Raw genomic sequence first — 22,657 nt, forward strand, 5'->3', positions numbered from 1 at the left:
TTCTTTGTACTTCAATCTAGTTTCTCAACGGTTTCCCTTTAGTTAACATAAATTGAATTCTCTCCAATGTCTTTCTTTCTGTACAAAGAGATAAGAAAGCTTCTCTTTCGATATCCAATAAGTATTGTTCAGATACTAAGGTCGCTTCAGATAAGTCACCACCGGCCATTACATAAGCCAGTTTGTTGGCAATTTTCTTATCGTGTTCAGAGATGTATTTACCAGCTTGCATTTGGTCAGTTCCAACTAAGAACATTCCCAAGGCTTGTTTTCCTAATACTTTTACATCTTTTCTGCGAATAGGTTGCGTGTAACCAGCTTCGGCCATCAATAAAGCATGTTTTTTAGCTTCAGCAATCTGACGATCTTTGTTGACTACCACTATGTCTTTGCCATGTTGTAAAATACCTAAATCAAAAGCTTCATAAGCAGATGTAGATACTTTGGCCATAGCCACTGTTAAGAAATACTCTTGAAGTACGTTCAATTCTACGTCGTTTTTACGGAACAAATCAGACGCTCTCAACGCCATTTCTTTTGATCCACCACCACCAGGAATTACACCTACACCAAATTCTACTAATCCAATGTACGATTCAGCTGCAGCTACAACTTTGTCAGCATGTAAGCTCATTTCGCAACCACCACCTAATGTCATACCGTGTGGTGCAACTACTACTGGAATTCCAGAGTAACGTACACGCATCATAGTATCTTGGAACATTTTAATAGCCATGTTTAATTCGTCGTATTCTTGCTCTACAGCCATCATGAAGATCATTCCAATATTGGCTCCAACAGAAAAGTTTGCTGCTTGATTTCCAATTACTAAACCTTGGTATTCTTTCTCGGCTAGATCGATTGCTTTGTTGATTCCTTGCAATACATCGCCACCAATAGTATTCATTTTAGATTGGAATTCTAAGTTTAAGATACCATCTCCCAAATCTTGAATAATGGCGCCACTGTTGCTCCAAACTTTTTTGGTTTCGCGTATGTTGTTCAAGATGATGAATGCATCTTGTCCAGGAACTTTTGTTTGTGATTTTGTTGGAACGTTATAGAAATAAGTAGCCCCTTCTTTTACAGTATAAAAACTTGTATTTCCAGCAGCAATCATTTCGGTAACCCAAGCAGCAGGTGCTAGACCTTCAGCTTGCATGATTTCAATTCCTTTTTCAACACCTATGGCGTCCCAAATTTCGAATGGTCCATTTTCCCATCCAAAACCAGCTTTCATAGCGTCGTCAATTTTGTATAATTCATCTGATATTTCAGGAATTCTATTCGAAACATAAGCAAACATTCCAGCGAAACTTTTTCTATAGAATTCACCCGCTTTGTCTTTTCCTTTTACTAAAACTTTAAATCTATTGATTGGTTTGTCAATCGTTTTTGTCAATTCCAAAGTTGCGAAAGAAGCTCTTTTTGCAGCACGATATTCTAAAGTGTCTAAGTCTAAAGATAAAATTTCTTTGCCTTCTTTTTTGTAGAAACCTTGCCCGGTTTTACTTCCCAACCATTTGTTTTCCATCATTTTGTTGACGAAATCTGGTAGTTTGAACAATTCATGTTGCTCATCAGTTGGGCAGTTTTCGTAGATTCCGTTGGCCACATGTACCAAAGTATCTAGTCCTACAACGTCAACCGTTCTGAAGGTAGCCGATTTTGGACGACCAATAACTGGTCCTGTCAATTTATCAACTTCTTCAATAGTTAATCCCAATTCTTTTACCAAGTGAAACAAACTTTGAATGCCGTAGATTCCAATTCTGTTTCCGATAAAAGCTGGAGTATCCTTGGCTACAACTGATGTTTTTCCTAAGAATTTCTCACCGTATCCAGTTAAGAAATCCAGAACTTCTGTTGAAGTTTGTGGACCTGGAATGATTTCGAATAATTTCAAGTAACGCGCAGGGTTAAAAAAGTGAGTTCCACAGAAGTGCTTTTGGAAATCTTCACTACGACCTTCACTCATGAAGTGAATCGGAATACCAGAAGTGTTTGAAGTTACCAAAGTACCTGGCTTTCTGAATTTCTCAATTTGTTCGAAAACCAATTTTTTGATGTCTAAACGCTCAACAACTACCTCGATAATCCAATCTACACCTGCAATTTTCGCCATATCATCGGTAGTGTTTCCAGTACTAATGCGGTTAGCGAATTTTTGATTGTAAATAGGAGAGGGCTTTGATTTTAAAGCGGTAGCTAAACTATCATTTACCAATCGGTTTCTCACGATTTTGCTTTCGAGAGTTAATCCTTTTTTGGCTTCTGCATCCGTCAATTCTCTTGGAACAATATCCAAAAGCAAGACTTCAACACCAATGTTGGCAAAATGGCAAGCAATTCCAGAACCCATAATTCCAGATCCGATTACTGCGACTTTTTTAATTGTGCGTTTCATACTTAGTTACTATTTATTTTTTTTATTTTATTTTTTGAATGTTGTTTGGCTTTCCGAAAGCCTGCTATTGCTTGGTTTTTTCATTCATTACGACCATGTTCTCATTGGATTCATTTTCTGGTGAAGTGAAAATGCTTTTCTCAAGGATCAATTCGTTGATGATTTCGGCGACCTCCATAAAGTGGGCTAATTTTTCTTCCGAAACATGTTGTTTAACCTTTTCATTAAACTTTAGCACTGTATTTTTTGAAAGCTCTCTTTTCTCTTTTCCAAAAGGAGTTAGATATAGTAAAACCCCTCTGCCGTCGTCTGGATTTTTCTTTCTGAAGATTAGTCCCTTTTCTTCCATAGTTTTCAAAGTTCGGGTCAAACTCGTTGCTTCCATTCCCATTCTGGGTCCTAATGCAGTCGATGGTGTTCCTTCTTCTTTATCAATACTCAATAAGGCAAATCCTGTTGCCATCGTTGCATCATATTTTGCGGCTTCTTCGTTATACATTCTGGAAACGGCTTGCCATGTTGCTCTTAAAACATAATCAATTGTTTTGTCTTTCATAGTTTACTATATCGATTTCAAATATATATAAAAAATACTATGCATGCATATTATTTTTTTAATTTTTTTGTAAAAATAAAAAAACTCCTTTCTATTTCAGGAGTTTAAGTGGTTGTAAAACTATTTTTTTTCCCAATACATTATAATTTTGCTAACAAAAAGAAAAATGTATTGAGAAATGGCCAAAAGCGATTTGAATTTATGAATTGTATCCTAAAATTTTCCCAAAATCACCCACAAAAAAAGTCCTGAATTTGTAGTTCAGGACTTTTAGGTTGCTATCAAATCGTTTTTACGATTGACTATAAATTTTGTCGTATAAATGGCGGTACATTTCTAATACGATTTTGCGTTTTAGTTTTAGGGTAGGGGTAAGTTGGCCGCCATCAATAGACCAAACGTCTGGTGTTAACTCAAAGCGTTTGATTTTTTCCCAATTTCCAAATTTAGCATTCAAGTGGTCTACTTCTTCTTGAATACGCGCAATTACTTTTGGATTCGAGATGATTTCTTGATTGGTTTTGCCTACTTCAATTCCGTGTAGTTTTTCCCATTCTTTGATGAATTCAAAACTAGGCTGAATGAAAGCAGCTGGCATTTTTTCGCCATCGCCTATCACCATAATTTGTTCAATAAAACGCGATTGTTTCATCGTGTTTTCAATCAATTGTGGAGCAATGTATTTTCCACCAGAAGTTTTGAACATTTCTTTTTTACGGTCCGTAATTTTCAAGAAACCTTCAGTATCAATATTTCCAATGTCTCCCGTATGGAAATAGCCATTAGCTAAAGCTTCATTTGTTTTTTCTTCATCTTTGTAGTAGCCCATCATTACGTTAGGTCCTTTACAAAGAATTTCGCCATCTTCAGCAATTTTTACTTCAACCCCGTTGATTAGTTTTCCTACCGTTCCGACTTTGAAGCCTTTATTTCTCACATCATTTACAGAAATAACGGGCGAAGTTTCAGTTAGACCATATCCTTCCATTACTGGGATTTCGGCAGCAGCAAACACTCTTGTCAAACGCGGTTGCAAAGCAGCACTTCCTGAAACCATTAAATCAAGGTTGCCCCCCAAACCTTCTTTCCATTTACTAAAAATTAGTTTTCTGGCTATTTTTAATTGGAATTCATACCAGAATCCGTTTGCTCCATAAGGCTCGTAACGTAATCCTAAATCGATGGCCCAAAAGAACAGGGCTTTTTTTATACCCGTTAATTCGGCTCCTTTGGCATAAATTTTATCATATACTTTTTCTAGCAAACGAGGAACTGCTGTAATTACGTTTGGGCGTACTTCTTTGATGTTGTCGCTAATTTTTTCAATCGATTCTCCGAAATAAACTGAAACGCCATAATATTGGTACAAATACAAAATCATACGTTCAAAAATATGGCAAATAGGCAAGAAGCTTAACGCCGTATTTTTTCCGGGCTCAAACGGAATTCTTGGCGCACTGTTTAATACATTAGAAACAATATTTTGGTGCGAAAGCATAACTCCTTTTGGTTTTCCAGTAGTTCCAGAGGTGTAAATAATGGTGGCTAAATCTTGGGTAGTCACATTATTTTTGCGGTCGTCTACCACATCTTGATTGCTTGAATCAGCACCGAGTGTCAGTAGCGAAGTCCAGTTTTCGCAACCTTCAATTTCATTAAAAGAATACACTCCTTTCAAAGCCGGAACATTCGCTTGAATGTTTTTTACTTTGTTGTAGACTTCAATATCCGAAACAAAGCAGTATGACGAACCAGAGTGGTTCAAAATGTATTCGTAGTCTTCTTCGCCAATAGTTGGATAAATAGGCACGGTTTGGGCTCCGGTTTGGAGTACACCAATATCCATAATATGCCATTCAGTTCTATTATTGGAAGATATAATGGCAATTTTGTCGTTTTTTTGAATGCCCATTCTAATCAATGCCCTAGAAATGGTGTTTGCTTTTGCGATGTACTCTTCGGTTGAAGTTTTGTTCCAAACTCCATTTTGCTTAGTTACTAAAGCATCGGGAATTGAGTTGAATTTCTCTAATTGATAGTAAGGAAAATCAAAAAGGCGTGTGATGTTTACCATTATAAATGAATTGAATTTGTCGCAAATTAAATAAAAAATGCTAATATTTTTAGGTTTTTAAAAACTAATTATCGCTCTGAATACTAAATAAGTGTTATTCAACGAAATCGATTTCATAAAATCGTTTAAAAATTAAATAAAGGTGTTTTTTTGAATAGAAATGCTTATAATTAATATGTAAAATCTGAAGTAAACCAATTGGTTGAGTAGCCTATAAGAAAAATAGCGAAAACTAATAACTCAATCATCAACAAAGTAGCAAACATAAATACTCTAATCACAAAAGATCTTTTTTTGTAAAACTCTTTAAATGTTTGATAATAGCTTATGGTTGCTAATGTAAAAATGGCAATAATTGAAATAAAATCAGAAACATCAGAAATAAAATCTAAATGCTTTACAAAAGCAAAAAAAGACAATATATTGTTTGCAGTAACAATCAAAAGTATTCCTAAAAAAGTAAAAGCCGCAATGATAAAATGTTCGCTTAAGTTTAATTTTCTTTTTCTGAAAAGGATAAAACCATTTAAAGCTAAAACAGGAACAATAGAAAAAATTATGATTTTAGCATTATCGTTCATGAATTTATCAAGTTTAGTTTGAATAATACTTACATGTTCTGGAAATTTTGAGATATAATACTCGTAAAATTTATCATAGTATCCACTTAAAAATAAATTCACACCAATAAGAATTAGTATAAAATAAAAGACATTGTAATATCTAATTCTCTTTCCTTCAATATAGTCTAAAGCTGCTTTTCCAGGTCGGGTCAATACTTCTTTTGCCGTATAAAGCATTCCTTTTTCTAAATGAAATAGTCCGTGCAAAAGATCATGGCTTACAAAATGGTTAAAGGTAATTCTATGAATAGCTGTTTTTTGACCACAATTACTACAATAATTATGGTTTATTTCGTAATCACAATTTAAGCATTTTGAAGAATGATTCATTTTTTCTGAAATTTAGAATCCAATTTTATGAAAAAAAAACTATAAAGTATAGATTTTTCTAATTATTTTTTAAAAACAATTGTTTGTTACTAAGACACCTTCTTAACTGTAAGAATATATTAACACTTAGTTTTTGGAGTTGATTTCATTATGTTTTTAGGAGCAGTAGCAAAAGGCGTTCTTGTTTTCACAGGACCCGCTGTTCGTTATATCTTTCCCGCCGAACCCCGTCGGCAAAGGATGCCACTACCATCGGGGCTGACGAGGAGTTATAGTTTCTTTTTGTAGTCATTACGATTTCAACTTTTGATAAAAAAAGCTCATCCCGATTAGAATGAGCTTTTTACAGAAAGTAAAAATGTTTTATTGTTTTTCAATCCATTTTCTAGCGTTTACAAAAGCTTCTAACCAAGGCGAAACTTCATCTTTTTGCCCATTGTCTGGGTAATGTGCCCAGTTCCAAGGGAAAATAGAACGCTCAATATGCGGCATCATCACCAAGTGACGACCGGTAGCATCACATAACATAGCCGTGTTGTAATCTGAACCATTTGGGTTAGAAGGATAACCTTCGTAACCATATTTTGCTACGATATTATAATTCGCTTCTTGTTCTGGTAAATGGAATTTTCCTTCACCGTGTGACACCCAAACACCCAAAGTTGCACCTTCTAAGCTAGAAAGCATCACCGAATTGTTTTTTTGCACTTTTACCGAGGTAAAAATACTTTCGTGTTTGTTCGAAGTATTGTGGTGCATTTTTCCGTGTACTTTATCTTCTGGATTAATTAATTCTAATTCCATCCACAACTGACAACCGTTGCAAATTCCCACAGATAAAGTGTCTTCACGTTTGAAGAAATTTTTCAATGCAGTATTGGCTTTTTCGTTGTACAAGAAAGCACCCGCCCAACCTTTGGCAGAGCCTAAAACGTCCGAGTTAGAGAAACCACCCACAGCACCAATAAACTGAATGTCTTCCAAGGTCTCACGTCCCGAAATCAAATCGGTCATATGTACATCTTTCACATCAAAACCAGCCAAGTACATAGCGTTTGCCATTTCACGCTCGGAATTACTTCCTTTTTCGCGAATAATAGCTGCTCTTGGCCTAGGTTTGCTAGCATCAATGGTAGCTTTCTTTCCGTCAAAATGTGCCGGGAATTGATAGTCTAACGGTTGGTTTTTGTAATTGGCATAACGTGCTTCTGCCATTCCGTTACGAGATTGTTTGGCGTCTAACAAATACGATGTTTTAAACCAAGTATCTCTTAAACTAGGAATATCCAAACTCCAATCGCCAAATTCCAATTTACCGGTTGTGTTAGCAGTTCCTAAATTAAAGAATTCTATTTTTTGTTCTGCTAACAAAGTTTCAAATTCAATATTATTTGCAGGTTGTACGACAATCCCAATATTTTCTGAGAATAATACTTCTACATAATCTTTTTTATTACCCCATTTGTTGATTAATTCGTCAAAATTTAGTTTCATTCCTGTTTCAGCATAGTTGCTAGTTCCCCCTTCGGGGGTTAGGGGGCTGAAACATAGTTCTAATAAAGTAGTAATCAAACCACCGCTACCTATATCATGACCCGCTTTGATTTGGCGGTTTTTGATAGCTTCTTGCAGTACATTGAAAGCTGTTTTAAAATAAGCCGCATCGGTAATACTTGGCACATCCGTTCCCACTTTGTTCAAAATTTGAGCAAAAGAGGAACCTCCTAATTTGAAACTATCTTGTGATAAGTTCAAATAGTAAATATTGCCACCATTGCGTTGTAAAACAGGTTCTACAACTTTGGTAATATTAGTACAATTTCCTGCTGCCGAAATAATCACTGTTCCTGGAGCAATAACCTCGTCGTTAGGATATTTTTGTTTCATTGAAAGTGAATCTTTACCCGTTGGGATATTGATTCCTAATTCGATAGCAAAATCAGAACACGCTTGAACTGCTTCGTACAAACGAGCATCTTCGCCTTCGTTTTTACAAGCCCACATCCAGTTGGCCGATAAAGAAACCGATTGTAAACCGTCTTTTAAAGGAGCCCAAACGATATTAGAAAGTGCTTCTGCAATAGCAGTTCTTGTTCCCGCTACAGGGTCAATCAGCGAAGCTACTGGCGAGTGACCAACAGTTGTCGCAATTCCTTCTTTGCCTTTGAAATCCAAAGCCATAACTCCCACATTGTTCAGTGGTAATTGCAATGGACCAGCACATTGTTGTTTGGCCACGCGACCTCCCACACAACGGTCTACTTTATTCGTTAACCAGTCTTTACAAGCAACCGCTTCTAATTGCAGTACTTGATTAAGATAGTTAGGTATATTTTTAGTAGTATAATTTAGTTCTGTATAATTTACAGCTACTTTTTTGTCTGTCATTATCGTTTTTGGAGAACTTCCAAAGAAATCTTCCAAAGCATAATCCATCGGTTTTACTCCTGTAGTTTTGGATTCAAAAGTGAAACGATGGTCGTTCGTCACGTCACCAACTTGGTACATTGGAGAACGTTCTCTATCGGCAATGCGTTGTAAGGTGTCCATGTCTTTTTCGCCAATCACCAATCCCATACGCTCTTGCGATTCGTTACCAATGATTTCCTTAGCAGAAAGCGTTGGGTCACCTACCGGTAATTTATCCAAATCAATCAATCCACCAGTCTCTTCTACTAATTCCGAAAGACAGTTGAGGTGTCCACCCGCTCCGTGGTCGTGAATTGATACGATAGGGTTATGGTCGCTTTCTACTAGTCCACGAATGGCATTCGCGGCACGTTTTTGCATTTCTGGATTAGAACGTTGTACGGCGTTCAACTCAATTCCAGAGCCAAAAGCACCTGTATCAGCTGAAGAAACCGCAGCGCCACCCATTCCAATTCTATAGTTTTCTCCACCTAAAATAACGATTTTATCGCCAGCGGTAGGTTTCTTTTTAATCGCTTGATCTAATTTTCCGTAACCAATGCCACCTGCTTGCATAATGACTTTGTCGTAGCCAATCTTTTTACTTGTCCCACTGAGCTTGTCGAAGTGTTCGTGTTCGAAAGTCAAAACAGAACCCGTAATCAACGGTTGTCCAAATTTGTTTCCAAAATCAGAAGCTCCATTCGAAGCTTTAATCAAAATATCCATTGGTGTTTGGTACAACCAAGGTCTTTCTGCCATTCCTTTTTCCCAAGGTCTGTCATCCTGAGCGGAGTCGAAGGAGGTTAATCGAGAATACGCAGTCATATAAACCGCTGTTCCTGCTAATGGCAAAGAACCTTGTCCTCCTGCCAAACGGTCGCGAATTTCTCCACCTGAACCTGTAGCAGCTCCGTTGAAAGGCTCTACAGTAGTAGGGAAGTTGTGCGTTTCAGCTTTTAAGGAAAGTACGGCGTCAAATTCTTTTTCTTCGTAAAAATCTGGTTTATCGGCACTTTTTGGTGCAAATTGTGTCACTTTTGGTCCTTTTACAAAAGCCACATTATCTTTATAAGCAGATACAATATCGTTTGGATTCGTTTCTGAGGTTTTCTTAATTAATTTGAAAAGAGAAGTCGGTTTTTCTTCACCATCAATTACAAAAGTTCCGTTGAAAATTTTGTGACGACAGTGCTCTGAATTCGCTTGTGAGAACGCAAAAATCTCAGAGTCGGTTAATTTGCGACCTAATTTAGTCGCTAAATTAGAAAGGTACTCCACTTCTTCTGGACTCAAAGCCAAACCTTCGGATTGATTATAAGCTTCAATATCATCGATTTCCAATATAGGTTCTGGTTGGATATTGATAGTAAAAATGTCTTGATTTAATTCGCTAAATTTTTGCGAAAGCATAGGATCAAAATCCGAAAAATCTTCGGTAACACGTTGAAATTCCTCTATTCTGATGATGCCAGAAATCCCCATATTTTGAGTGATTTCTACCGCGTTGGTACTCCAAGGCGTAATCATAGTGGCGCGTGGTCCAACAAAAAAATCCGACAAGACGGATTTTTCTATTTTAGTGGCATCAGCAAATAGCCAGTTGAGTTTTGAGATGTCTTGAGCCGAAATTTCGTTCTGCGTGTGTACGGCAAAAACAGTGTTACTTTGGTTTTCAAAGAAATGAATCATTGTTGTAGGGTTTGTTGTATTGCGGTGCAAATTTAGTTAATTAAGGCCTAAAAAAAAAGCGGCAATTGCTGCCGCTTTAAATAAAATTATCTTATCGTTATCTAATTTACAATTAGCTTTTTGGTTGTTGATTTTCCTTCTTTTGTGACTTTGACCAAATAAATCCCTTTTTGAAGATTATTTACAGCTGTAGCAGCTGTGTTATTGTATTCTTTTTCAAAAACTTTTTGTCCCGAAACTGAAAATATGATAACGTCGTGTTTGTCGTTAGCATTTTCAAAATTGATTTTTACCGTTCCATTAGAAGGATTAGGATAAATGGCAAAGCTTTCTTTTTCTAATTCATCCACTGCAAGTATTGTGTTGCAACTCCAAGAGAGGTCATCAAATAGTACTCTGTTTGAAGTAGTACTGTTTCCAGTTATGCTGATTACGACATCTCCGGTTATATTAATATTTGGAATTGTTGTAGTATTAGAAGTAGCGCTATAAGGTATCGTACCTACTTCGGTACCATTTACATTGAGTTTAAATGTTCCAGCAGTCCCTGTATAAATTAATTTGGTTGTAACTGTCAAATCTTTGATTCCATTGGCTACTGTTGAGGAAGAGAGAGAGCCGTTTCTAATGATTATTGCTCTATTATTTAACGGTTGATCGGTTCTTGCATCAGTTGCTGTCCAAGTTATTCCGCCATTTGTCCAAGTGCGAGTAGCATAAGAAGTTGCATTAGCAGGAATATTTTCGAAATTTTCAGAAGCACAAGTGGTTGTTCCAGCGGCGGGCGCTTTAGTTGTTCCTGTTACTGATGCACTCGCCACAGAAGAATTTCTATCAGCGTCTCTAGCAATTAAATAAAAAGTATAGGTTGTTTCCGCCGCTAGGCCAGTGATGGTTGTGGTTACCCCAGTTACTGAAGTTTTTAAAGTACCATTTACGTATACATCATAGCCTGTAACTCCCACATTGTCTGTTGAAGCAGTCCAAGTTAAAGTTGCAGAATTGGTCGTAGTTTCGGTTACTACTAGATTGTTTGGGGCAGTTGGAGCTTCAGTATCAACAGTGCCTACTTTCCAAATTTCGGTTACATAGTTTGGGTTATCAATAAATGGATTTCTATTGTTTTGTCTTGTATAAATGGCGTTGTTTCTTGCAATTTCCCTTGCGCTTACGGGGTCTTGATTATGCCAAGCTAATAATTGATTTAAAAAAGCAGTGGTAAAAACTTGATTGCTGGTATTGTTGAACATAGCATAGTTATAACCTGCTACGGTATTTTCATATCTAGTAGCAAAGTAGAAATACATTCTAGCAATATCTCCTTTGAATTCATCGATGGGTTCAAAAACCAGTCCGCTGTAACCGGCTGTTGTGCTTGTTCCCAGTTTGCTTCCATTTAAGGTAGTTTGCGAAGGCGTTACTACAACTGAATGCGGATAGTTAGAACGGATTCCATTTACTTTTCCATCGGTTGGCGTAATAAAGTGCGCATCCGAAACCATTGGTGAAAGCTCATTAAAAACGGATTGCGGAATAATGTGTTCTCTGTTATAACAATCACCTTCGTTAGTATAATTACCACATCTTTGAGTGGCTGCAATGCTGTAGTTATAAGGGTCTGTTCCTGCAGGATTCTCCGAATACATATCTAAAACGGAACCGTCTTTTTCGAAAAAATTGTCAATGTCAGAAGTTTGATAGGTGACATATAACCCTGCATAATCAATAACAGTATGGTCTTTAATAATGTTGTACAATTGGGTTTTTAGCGTGTAGCCTGTACCTGTTGCGGTGGAATAATATCCAGCCGGAGCTTGGGCAAAACTCGCTGAAAAGAGGACTAAAAAAAGTAGGGAGTAGATTTGTTTCATAATGTGAAATAGGATAAAATGTTTAAAAGTTTGTAAAGCTATTCTTTACAAATGGAACCTAGGTTAAGAAATATTTAAATATTAGTGGATTGGGGTTTATTCTTTTATGAAGAAAAAAGTATTGAGTTAACATAAAAAAACGACACAATTGTGTCGTTTTTCATATTGGAACTGGTTGTAATTAGTTGATAATTATCTTTTTGTAGATAGTTTGTGTAGCGTCTTCTATTTTGACCAAATAAAATCCTTTTGGAATAGTGTTTAGGGTCTCCGAAGGTTGCGTAATGTTTTCTTTCTCAAAAATGATTTGTCCTAACAATGAGATAAGCTGAATAGAATAATTTTTGTTAGAATTGTTGTAATTAATCGTAAAATCACCGTGAGAAGGATTGGGGTAAATTGAAATTACATCGATATCAGTTACTTCTTCTTTGTTCACTTTAGTGCTTGTTTTGCTACCAAGGTTGTTGCAAGTGTCTGTTGTGAATGAGTCCCATTGGCTTGAAAGATTAAAGGTCGTGCTTGGTGACGTTACAGTTGCTTTTCTTCTCAAGGTTACATCGGCAGCGAAATTAGCCGTTCCTCCATTAAAAGTCCCAATGATATCAATCAATACTCCATTTTTGAACAGACCTACAGCATCATTTCCGTTAAAGGTCAATTCGGTTGCGGCTGTTGAAATATTGGCAGATGTTTTAGGATAGCAAGTGGATGTAATAGAACTATTCACTATGGTAAATTTACCACCACTTGTTAATGTTCCTGACAAAGTTAGTCCCGTGCTCCAAGCTCCGGCACCATTAGTTTGTTTTTTGATGGTATAGCTCGATAAGTTTACTGCCGCTCCAGTGTTATTGGCAATTTCTAATGCTTTGTTGTTCGATGAACCTTCTATGTATTCAGAGAAAAGCAAGTCGGTTGCAGCTGTTCCGCCGCTACTAGTTGTTACTGTAATGGTAGTACTTTTTGTTGAACTATTTCCTGCTGCGTCTTTTGCAACTACATAAAAAGAGTAAGCGGTAGAAGCAGACAATCCTGTTATAGAGGCAGTTGTGCCAGTAACAGTAGTTTTGAGGGTGTTGTTCATATAAATAGCATACCCAGTTACTCCCACATTGTCTGTTGAAGCAGTCCAATTTAATGAAACAGAAGTAGCTGTAATAGCAGAAGCTGTTAAATTGGTTGGAATAGTTGGTGCTTGCGTATCAGAAGAAGGAGCGGATCCCCAAATAGCTTGTACATATTCAGGATGGTCTATATAGGGGTTACGGTTATTTTGTCTAGCATAAATAGCGTTGTTTCGGGCTATTTCTCTCGCACTTACTGGGTCTTGATTGTGCCAAGCTAATAGTTGATTTAAAAAGGCGGTAGTAAAAACTTTGTTGCTTGAACCATCAAACATTGGAAAAGAATAGCCTGCTACGGTATTCTCATAGCGAGTGGCGAAGTAGAAATACATTCTAGCTATGTCACCTTTAAAATCATTTATTGGCTCAAAAACAGTTCCGCTATAGCCAGAAACACCACTCGAACCTAGTTTTCCTCCGTTCAAAGAGGTCCAAGTTGCTGTAGCTACATTTCCATGAGGATAGTTTGAACGCTGTCCGTTTACTTTTCCGTCGGTAGGAGTAATGAAATGCGCATCAGAAACCATTGGTGCTGCGGAATTAAAGGAAGACTGTGGAATAATATGTTCTCTATTGTAACAGTCTCCTTCCACAGAGTAAGTACCACATCTTTGAGTTGATCCTGAACTATAGTTGTAAGGGTCTGTACCAGAAGGTTTTTCGGAGTACATGTCTAAAATGCTTCCATCATTTTCATAAAAAGAATCGATATCAGAGGTTTGATACGTAGTGTACAGTCCAGCATATCCATTGTCGGTGTGGCCTTTGATGATGTTGTAAAGCTGTGTTTTCAAAGTGAATCCAGTACTAGTGGCAGTGCTATAATAACCAGATGGAATTTGTCCAAATCCAATCGAAGACGAAAGAATAAGAAGTAAAACGTAGAGTTTTTTCATAAGTGCAAGTTTTAGTTAAGTTAATAGATTAGGGTTTTATGTATTTGGTTTTCAATATTATAATCTAGGTTTAATAACAAAAGTACCTTTTTTTGTTATACATTATGTTAAGAAATAGTAATATAAATATGGTTTTTCTTATTTTTTAATGAAGTATGATATAATGGTAAATTTTGAGTAATTAGATAGCTATAATGTATTCTCAAAAAAAAGTGCTAACGTAAAAGCATAAGTAGTTGCATCATCTGCATAACTAAATGCTGATGACGAGATACTTTAAAAAACGGTAGAATTAATTGGTTTTCGGAAATGCTTTATTTTGATAAGCGCCCAAATCAGGAGGTAAGGTTCTACTTGTTCCTAAAATATCTAATGGGATTAAATAACTAGTATTCCCTTTGGCAAAAGCCGCCGAAGCATTGTCAATATTGAGTTGGTTCTGATTTACTTTGAAAAATTTAGGGTCTTTGTTTAAAATTATCCCGCTGTAATGAGTAGCATCCGTCTCAAATTGGTATAAAGGGTCAGAGGTAAATGAATTATTGCTATTATTGAATTTCAACAAACAATGATTGAATTGATAATTGAAAACCGAAGTAGCTTTTTTATTCAACAGCATTTCATTAGCATAAGAACCGTAGATGATACAGTTATTAAAAGTAGCTTGCGTCAAATCTTTAGTCTCAGGAAGGGCGCCTGTGATAAAGTTGCTGATCAAAACTGCAACTTGTTTGGAGCTATTCCAATTATTGTTAAAGGTTGAATGCGTAAAACGATATTCTCCGCCATACAAACAAGCCAAACTCGCTATACCCGCATTATTTATGACTACATTTTCGCCTACTATTTTCCCTGTTTGAGCCAGAATGCCGTAATTACTTGAATTATAGATTTGAGTATTTTTTAGTTGTACTGTAGTTCCATCATTATTTTGAATCAAAAGTCCGATGGTGGCATTTTTTATAGTCAAATGGTTGATACGGTTATTAGTGCTTCCGTTAGTTAGCCATAACGCTCCCCATTGTCCTGCTACATTCGAAAATCCGGGCTCTAAACGATCGCCTTCAAAAATGATTTCGTTTTCTAAAGCCTTCGTGGTTGAGGTAGTTCCGTTGATTTGAATGCTTCCTTGATTGGCTACAATCAATCCAGAATTGGCGTGAAAATGCACCCGAGCGCCAGCATCAAAAACAGCTGTTTTTCCCGAAGGAACTGCGGCATAACCATAAATAACATAAGGTTTTGTTTTGGTAAAATGCAACTCATTGCCGTTGATTGCGTCATTTTCGTCTAAATAAAAACCTTCTATTTTTTCATTGCCAATTGGTAGCGTCTCAGTCGTACCATCCGCGAATCGCTGTGGATAAAGAAAAACAGCATCTTGAATTAGCGTAACCAATTCAACCGTTTGTAAATTGGCGCCACTATCAAATTGAATTTTATCGGTATACAAAAAATCAGTAGGGTTAGCATCAGCGATACTTGCTGTGGTTTCGATAAAAATATACAAGCTGTCTTTGGCCAACAACGTAATGTCTTTGAAAATTTTACCTGCTGTTCCTTGCTGTCCGTCTACAGTCATTCGGTATTTCGAATTGAGCCCTTTTTCGAATTGAATAATCGGAATATTGATGTCGTTTTTGCTATTGTTATACACTTTTAGTTGGTACGTACTCGAACCAATATTGGTAAAAACCGTGTCTAAATACACCGTATCCTTAGAGAATTTCAAATCGCCTGTGCTAGCCACAGTTTCAAAATCAGCTCGGCAAGAACCCAGTAGCAGTATAATTCCAAGAATAAAAACGGTAGCAATGGAGCGCATTTCTTATTTTTTTTGGTAAAAATAACGATTAATTAGAATATGCCATCGCAAATCCCACAAATTTGATGGTGTTTGCTGTTGCGTATAAATGTAGTCAATTATACTAAAAAACAGTGATAGGTTTGTACTGACCAATTAGTTCGCTTATTTTTACAAGAAATATTATGACAATGGAAATAGATAAAGAGAAAATGCTCCAATTTTGCAATGACTTTTCGAAGAATACGTTGATGGAGACCTTAAATATAGAATACATTGATGCTGGCGAAGGTTTTTTGGTAGCCAAAATGCCAGTCAATTCCAGAGTACATCAACCTATGGGATTATTGCACGGCGGTGCTTCGGTGGCTTTGGCAGAGAGTGTAGGGAGTGCGGCTTCTCACTTTTTCATCAATCCGAAAGAGCAAGAAGTTCGTGGGATTGAAATCTCGGCTAATCATCTAAAAAGTATACGCGAAGGCCTAGTTTTCGGCACTGCCAAAATTATTCATCAAGGTAAAACCGTACATTTGTGGGAAATAAAAATCACCGACGAAGCCGGAAATTTGATTTCCTTATGTAAATTGACCAACATGGTTTTGCAAAAAAAGCCTTAATTATTTACGAACCTAAAAATAGCGGTTATGATTGATTTTTTTATAAAAGTACAGCAACAAATTGCCTTAAACTTACCTTTCGTTATCTATCACAAACCTAATAAAAGTAAGATAATAGGTTTTTTTCAAAAAAATGACCACTTGTTTTTCGTAGATGATTATAAAGAAAGTGGATTTGTTTTTTCACCTTTCAATGGGAATCAGATGATTTTGATTCCACTCAAGGAGTCTGTTAAATGGGAAACGATTGTGCCAACCGTTGACTTTGAAGAAACAAAAGGTACTTCTTCAGATGAAAATCAGGAGGCGAAAAATCATTTTTTAACACTAATTGAAAAAGGAGTCGAAACGATTAAAAATGGGGTTTTTGATAAAGTAGTTTTGTCTCGACAAGAAGAGGTCAATGTGTCCAATTTTGATGTTGTGACAACTTTCGAAAAATTAATTGCTTTGTACCCTACTGCTTTTACGTATTGTTGGTTTCATCCCAAAATAGGGCTATGGATGGGCGCTACACCCGAACGATTGTTGAAAGCGAACAAATCAAAGTTTTACACCACTGCTTTGGCCGGAACACAAATCTTTGACCCCAAAAAAAGAACGACAGTTTGGGGAAATAAGGAACAAAAAGAGCAACAATATGTTACGGATTCTATTTTAGATAGTCTTAAAAACCATACTTCTGAGATTGTAATTTCGAGTCCATACACCATTCAAGCAGGAAAGTTGTTGCACATCAACACCGATATCGAAGGCGTACTAAAACGAAGTTCGAGTTTAAAAGAAGTGGTTTCGGTTTTGCATCCAACGCCCGCCGTTTGCGGATTGCCCAAGCAGCAAGCTAAAGATTTTATTTTGGTTAATGAAGGCTATGACCGTAGTTATTATACTGGTTTTTTGGGTGAGTTAAATGTGAAAGGAGATTATTTGAATAAACCAAAATCTCATTTATTTGTAAATTTGCGTTGTATGCAAATTAAGCAAAGTGAAGACAAATCCGATACAGCAAAAGCTTATTTATATATGGGTTGCGGCATTACTTTAGAAAGTATTCCAGAGAAAGAATGGGAGGAAAGTGTCAACAAATCGATGACGATGAAAAGCGTCTTAGGTAAAATGGAAAAGTAGCTTATTGAGGAGCAGCAACAAAAGGCTTTTTGGCCAGCAATAGTCCCGCTGTCCGTTATATCTTTGCCTTTTTAAAGGAAAAAGGCAAAGGATGCCACTACCATCCTACCGTCTGGACACATCTTTTGATAGGCCACAGATGACACAGATTGAACGGGTTTAAACCAATAAGTTTGTTGTCTTTTAAAAAAATGTGTTGAAAAAACATTAAGTTTTATAAATAATATTTTTAATATACAACCAAAAATCGGCGATAATCTGCCTAATCTGCGTGCCATTTTAACATAAAAATATTTGTGTCCAGACGGTAGACTAACATCGGGGCTAGAGAGAAACAAAGTGATTTTTTGGGTTCTGCTTTGTGAGTCGGTATCAGGTAAAAGAGAAATTTTAATCATACAAAGTCAACAACAGCCTTAGCTGTTTAAATAATAATTTATGAAATCGCCATTAGTAATAAGTTTGCTGAAGTAAATACAGATAAATATAAGGCGATAACATATATGACCACTGACAAATAAATTTTACATATATGAAACTAGATATATTAGCCTTTGGCGCGCATCCAGACGACGTAGAGTTGGGTTGCGCAGGCACTATTTTAAAAGAAGTCGCTTTAGGAAAAAAAGTTGGAATCGTAGATTTGACAAGAGGGGAGTTGGGCACACGTGGTTCAGCCGAAATTAGGGACGAAGAAGCCGCTGCTGCTGCTGCTATTTTAGGCGTTTCGGTGCGAGAGAATTTAGCGTTTAGAGATGGCTTTTTTGTAAATGACGAAGCACACCAACTCGAAATCATAAAAATGATTCGCAAATACCAACCCGAAATTGTCTTGTGTAACGCCGTTGATGACCGCCATATCGACCATCCTAAAGGAAGCCAATTGGTTTCGGATGCTTGTTTTTTATCGGGATTAATGAGAGTCTCAACGAGTATAGATGGTGAAGAACAAAAAGCGTGGCGTCCCAAAGTAGTTTACCATTATATGCAATGGAAAAACATTGTCCCAGATTTTGTAGTCGATATTACGGGTTACGTAGAGCAAAAAACAGCGGCTATTTTAGCCTATAGTTCTCAGTTTTACGACCCCAATTCCAAAGAACCTGAATCACCGATTTCGAGTAAAAACTTTTTGGAAAGCTTGAATTATCGTTCCCGTGATTTAGGACGTTTAACAGGACTCGAACACGCCGAAGGTTTTACTGCCGAAAGGTATTTGGCAGTCAATAGCTTAAGTGATTTGATGTAAATTTCTAGTATTTTTTTTGAAAAAATCTTTGCAGAAGCAAACAATTGTTCTATATTTGCAACCGCTAAGCAAAATGGTGGTTGTAGCTCAGCTGGTTAGAGTAGCGGTTTGTGGTGCCGCGGGTCGCCGGTTCGAACCCGGTCAGCCACCCAGAATAAAAAGCCTTGAAGAAATTCAAGGCTTTTTTTGTGGTTTGTAGTGAAGGCTTTGCTTTTTACTATTTTATCTTGTTTTGGTTACAGATAGAAAATCTTCTTTATCGGGATATGTCTATTGAGCGACGAATTAGTTAGACTTTGTGTGGTGAAAGGTTTTGATAATTTTAATTATCTTTTAAGTGAAAAATGGCCTTTAAAATTCCTTCCATTACCTAGTTCGACAGTAAACCAGTAATCTGAGGCCAATAATTTTTCCCCATTTAAAGTTCCGTCCCATCCAGAATCTTTAAATGTTAATTTTTTCAGAAGTTTTCCATAGCGATCGTAGATGCTTGTAATTGATTCAGGAAATTTTTCTATCCCTAAGATATGCCAATAATCATTATATCCATCATTATTAGGAGTGAAAAATTTAGGATAATCTACCAGGACAATTTCTCTTTTATCAAAACCACAACCTTTTTTATCTCTAGCTTGAACCTCATAGACTCCTCCTGAAATGTTATTAAAAGTGTTGTTGTTTTGAAAATTAAATCCATCAATAGAATATTCAAAATCACCATCACTAGAGGTTTTAATTTCAATGTAATTGTTTTGTGAAATATCTTGAATTTTGACCTCGACAATTTTAGGCAAAGTTGAGCGAACTAAAGTGAATGAAAATGAATTTTCACAAGATATTCCATTATTTATTTTAGAAACTTTAAGTCTATATTGTCCGGCAGCAACTAAATTTGCTTGAAAAGAATTTGAAATAATTGAATTATCCTCGTTTGTCCATTCCCAAGTATCGAAAGCAGAATCAGTTGCGATTTTTAAAGAAGGCTCTAAATCACATAAAAAATATTCTTTTTCTAAATCAATTTTTGGCAACTCATTTACAACTAATTTAAAACTAGTTTCAGAAAAACATAGTGGATTAGATTTATTCTCAACTCTTATAGCAATAGTTTGAGACCAGGCAACCGTATTTTTGTATTTTATTGGTAAAGGACTTGGCAATTTATTTCCATTTTCGTCTGTATAGGATATCCGGTAACCAGCTTTGTTTGCTATCAATTGACTTTCAATAGCTGCTGTGTCAAAATAAGAAAACCCGTTCCCTTCATTGCAAGCGTATAATGTTTTTGGTTGATTTATGAGTGGTTTAGTTGATGTTATTAAGTTTAAAAATGTTTCGGCATAACATTTTGTTTGGGGATTAGTAACTCTTACAATGATCTTTTCCTTGTTCGCTACAGTGTTAGTAAATGGATTGGGTAAAGGACTTGGAAGTTGATTGCCATAAATGTCGTAGTAACTCACCTCCATTCCTATTTGATTTCCTAAAACGTTGGACGCTACATTTGAAGTGTCAAAATATTCCGAAATACCATCATTATTATCATCACAACCAATAATTTCTTGTAATGAATTTGCTTTTGGTAAAAGACTTACTATTAATTTAAAACTTGATTCATTATAACAATTTGTATTTGTATTTATGGCCTTTACTTTTATTTTTTCTTCATTGATGATTAAATTTGAAATTGCAGTTAATGGAGCTACAATTTTTTGTCCGTTTTCATGATAAAATTCTACTTTTATATCTGTAGCACTTCCAATAATTAAATTTTCTATAGGCTTTAAATTAAATTGTCCAAAACCATCAGTATCGTTATCACATACAATTAGATTAGAAAAAGCTGATAATTTTGGTAATGGGTTCACAATTAAATCAAAAGTAGTTTCAGAGTAACAGCATAGATTATCCTTATGACTTACTCTTACCGTTATTGTCTCTTTATCTTTTATGCTATTGGTAAAAGGATTTGGTAATGATGTATATTTATTTCCCTTTCCATCTATGAATGTAACGACTTTGTCTGTTTGTCCACTTAAAACCTGTTGTGTGATCAATGAAACATCAAAAGATTTTGAAATACCTGTAGCGGCTTCATTTTCACATGCATAAATATTGTTGATTCCGTATGCTTTTGGTGGTTCTTTTACATCAATTATTTCGGTTAAAACTTCTACTGTACCATCTTTTCCAGTAACGGAGGCAGTAACTGTATATTTTCCATCTATCGAAAAATCGTGAAAAGGAGATAAATCTGTAGATGTATTATTTACTCCAGAAGCCGGATCCCCAAAATCCCAGAGAATTGACGCTACTTTTGACGCATCATCAACACTAAATTCTTTTAAAAATTCTGAGCAGATATTAGAGAAATTCATTTCGAAATGATTCGAAACATTTTTTACATTTCCAGTTACATTGATGTAAAAATTGGCGTTTGTAATTCCATCATCGGCTGTAGAGAAATATTGATTGTATCCAATATTAGGTGAGCGATTACAACCTTTAAACCATGAAGTGCCATTGTCTTGTGTAGATCCAGCTATGAAAACACCTAATGATCCACCTCCAACTTCTACTTCAACTAATATTTTTTCAATACCTGCAGGTATCTTTACAGGTGTAGTAAAGTCCATTTGCATTATCTGAGATTCCCTGCCGATAACTCGAGGGAGGTCAGCAACTTGACTACTTCCAATTAGATTAGTTTCAGAAAAAGATGTTGGAAAATTAGCATCTATTTTGTAAATATTAAATTTGGCATTAGCTCCCCATGCAGTTCCATTTACGGCAACCTGCCCAGAAGTAATTGTAAATTCTTCTTTGGGTGATATGCCAAAATCTTTTAAGTCAAAATCTCTAGCCCAATAAAAATTTTGCTGAGAACAAGCATACATATCTGTTTTTACCAAATCGTCGCATACATTGTGTGATAATCGGGTAACAGATCCCTGACTTTTTGAATTAAAAACATCGCCTTTTACAGTTATATAAAAATTCGCATTGGGTACAGGGATATTTAAATCCGTCGTTGGCACTAAACGTTGGTTATCATTACAACCTTTATACCATGACACTCCTTTGTCCTCTGTTGTGCCAGCTACAAAAACTTTAGCAATTGTATTATAATCTCTTGTTTTATCGACTACTACCAAAATTTTTTGAATACCAGCAGGCACAATGATTGGTTGCTCAAAATCGAAATGCATTATTTCTGGATTTCCATTTATGGCTTTGGTAGCTTTACCGCCCGTTGACCCTAATATAGGCTTATCCCAGTTGGAATTATATATGGCAGGAAATCTTTCATCAACAATGTATACTGAAAAATATAATTGTGAACCAATATCTGATTGAGCAATTCCTATCTGGCCTGACGTGATAACAAATTGTTCATTGGGAGCAATGCCAAAATCAGATAACTTAAATACTTTACCCCAAGTTTCTTCTTCAAGACAAGAATACATATCCGTCCTAATTAGTGTTGTCCCAACATTATTGCTAAGGGTTATTTGGGCTTTTGAAAATTGAAAAGTAAAGGCCAGCAATAGGAGCGCTATGATTTTAAATGTTTTTTTTTGAGTAATTGTCATTCTTGCTGATGTTGTTATACAAGTGATTGTCAATTTTAGTTTATCCACACCGAACGTAGTAGACTTGCTTTATGATTGTTCAAAAATATAATTTTTTCTTACAAATCATCAAAAATGTTTCCCTTTAGCCCCGACAGCAGCCTACCGTCTGGACACAAATATTTTTATGTTAAAATGGCACGCAGATTAGGCAGATTATCACTGATTTTTGGTTGTATTTTAAAATATTATTTATAAAACTTATGTTTTTTCTACACATTTTTTTAAAAGACAACAAATTT

12 protein-coding genes and 1 tRNA gene are annotated in these 22,657 nt (G+C 36.0%); 4 read left to right on the forward strand and 9 right to left on the reverse strand.

Annotation, left to right across the window (positions count from 1 at the left end; all coding sequences use genetic code 11):
* Positions 1-16 precede the first annotated feature (16 nt).
* The 8 genes from O9307_RS11525 to O9307_RS11560 form a co-directional block, all read right to left on the reverse strand.
* On the reverse strand, positions 17-2,407 hold the full coding sequence (locus tag O9307_RS11525) for a 3-hydroxyacyl-CoA dehydrogenase/enoyl-CoA hydratase family protein (protein WP_159686189.1): 2,391 nt from the start codon (positions 2,405-2,407) through the stop codon (positions 17-19).
* A 64-nt stretch (positions 2,408-2,471) separates the two neighbouring features.
* Entirely contained in the window at positions 2,472-2,963 is a 492-nt protein-coding gene (locus O9307_RS11530; RefSeq protein WP_298299353.1) for a MarR family transcriptional regulator, read from the reverse strand.
* A 292-nt stretch (positions 2,964-3,255) separates the two neighbouring features.
* Positions 3,256-5,037 carry a long-chain fatty acid--CoA ligase gene (locus tag O9307_RS11535; RefSeq protein ID WP_298299356.1) on the reverse strand — a complete coding sequence of 594 codons (1,782 nt, stop codon included), beginning with the start codon at positions 5,035-5,037 and terminating at the stop codon, positions 3,256-3,258.
* Positions 5,038-5,207: 170 nt separating this feature from the next.
* Positions 5,208-5,990 (reverse strand): DUF3667 domain-containing protein, encoded by a 783-nt coding sequence (locus O9307_RS11540; protein ID WP_298299359.1) that lies wholly within the window; start codon positions 5,988-5,990, stop codon positions 5,208-5,210.
* A gap of 363 nt (positions 5,991-6,353) precedes the next feature.
* Positions 6,354-10,091: a phosphoribosylformylglycinamidine synthase gene (gene purL / locus O9307_RS11545; protein WP_298299362.1), complete on the reverse strand. Its 3,738-nt coding sequence runs from the start codon at positions 10,089-10,091 to the stop codon at positions 6,354-6,356.
* 101 nt (positions 10,092-10,192) lie between these two features.
* Positions 10,193-11,962 carry an endonuclease gene (locus O9307_RS11550; protein WP_298299364.1) on the reverse strand — a complete coding sequence of 590 codons (1,770 nt, stop codon included), beginning with the start codon at positions 11,960-11,962 and terminating at the stop codon, positions 10,193-10,195.
* Positions 11,963-12,143: 181 nt separating this feature from the next.
* A complete protein-coding gene (locus tag O9307_RS11555) occupies positions 12,144-13,985 on the reverse strand; it encodes an endonuclease (protein ID WP_298299367.1) in 1,842 nt (613 codons plus the stop codon).
* Between the two features lie 292 nt (positions 13,986-14,277).
* Entirely contained in the window at positions 14,278-15,810 is a 1,533-nt protein-coding gene (locus O9307_RS11560) for a hypothetical protein (protein ID WP_298299370.1), read from the reverse strand.
* Between the two features lie 170 nt (positions 15,811-15,980).
* On the opposite strand from O9307_RS11560, the gene O9307_RS11565 reads away from it, so the two are divergent.
* The 4 genes from O9307_RS11565 (at position 15,981) to O9307_RS11580 (ending at position 18,933) form a co-directional block, all read left to right on the forward strand.
* A complete protein-coding gene (locus tag O9307_RS11565) occupies positions 15,981-16,406 on the forward strand; it encodes a hotdog fold thioesterase (RefSeq protein WP_298299373.1) in 426 nt (141 codons plus the stop codon).
* Between the two features lie 27 nt (positions 16,407-16,433).
* A complete protein-coding gene (locus O9307_RS11570; protein WP_298299376.1) occupies positions 16,434-17,534 on the forward strand; it encodes an isochorismate synthase in 1,101 nt (366 codons plus the stop codon).
* A 532-nt stretch (positions 17,535-18,066) separates the two neighbouring features.
* Positions 18,067-18,783 carry a bacillithiol biosynthesis deacetylase BshB1 gene (gene bshB1 / locus O9307_RS11575; RefSeq protein ID WP_298299379.1) on the forward strand — a complete coding sequence of 239 codons (717 nt, stop codon included), beginning with the start codon at positions 18,067-18,069 and terminating at the stop codon, positions 18,781-18,783.
* 76 nt (positions 18,784-18,859) lie between these two features.
* Positions 18,860-18,933 (forward strand) — tRNA-His (locus O9307_RS11580).
* 176 nt (positions 18,934-19,109) lie between these two features.
* Here O9307_RS11580 and O9307_RS11585 read toward each other — a convergent pair.
* Positions 19,110-22,376 (reverse strand): T9SS type B sorting domain-containing protein, encoded by a 3,267-nt coding sequence (locus O9307_RS11585; protein ID WP_298299382.1) that lies wholly within the window; start codon positions 22,374-22,376, stop codon positions 19,110-19,112.
* Between the last annotated feature and the right edge of the window lie 281 nt (positions 22,377-22,657).

This window comes from Flavobacterium sp. (genome assembly GCF_027531905.1).
Classification (GTDB): domain Bacteria; phylum Bacteroidota; class Bacteroidia; order Flavobacteriales; family Flavobacteriaceae; genus Flavobacterium.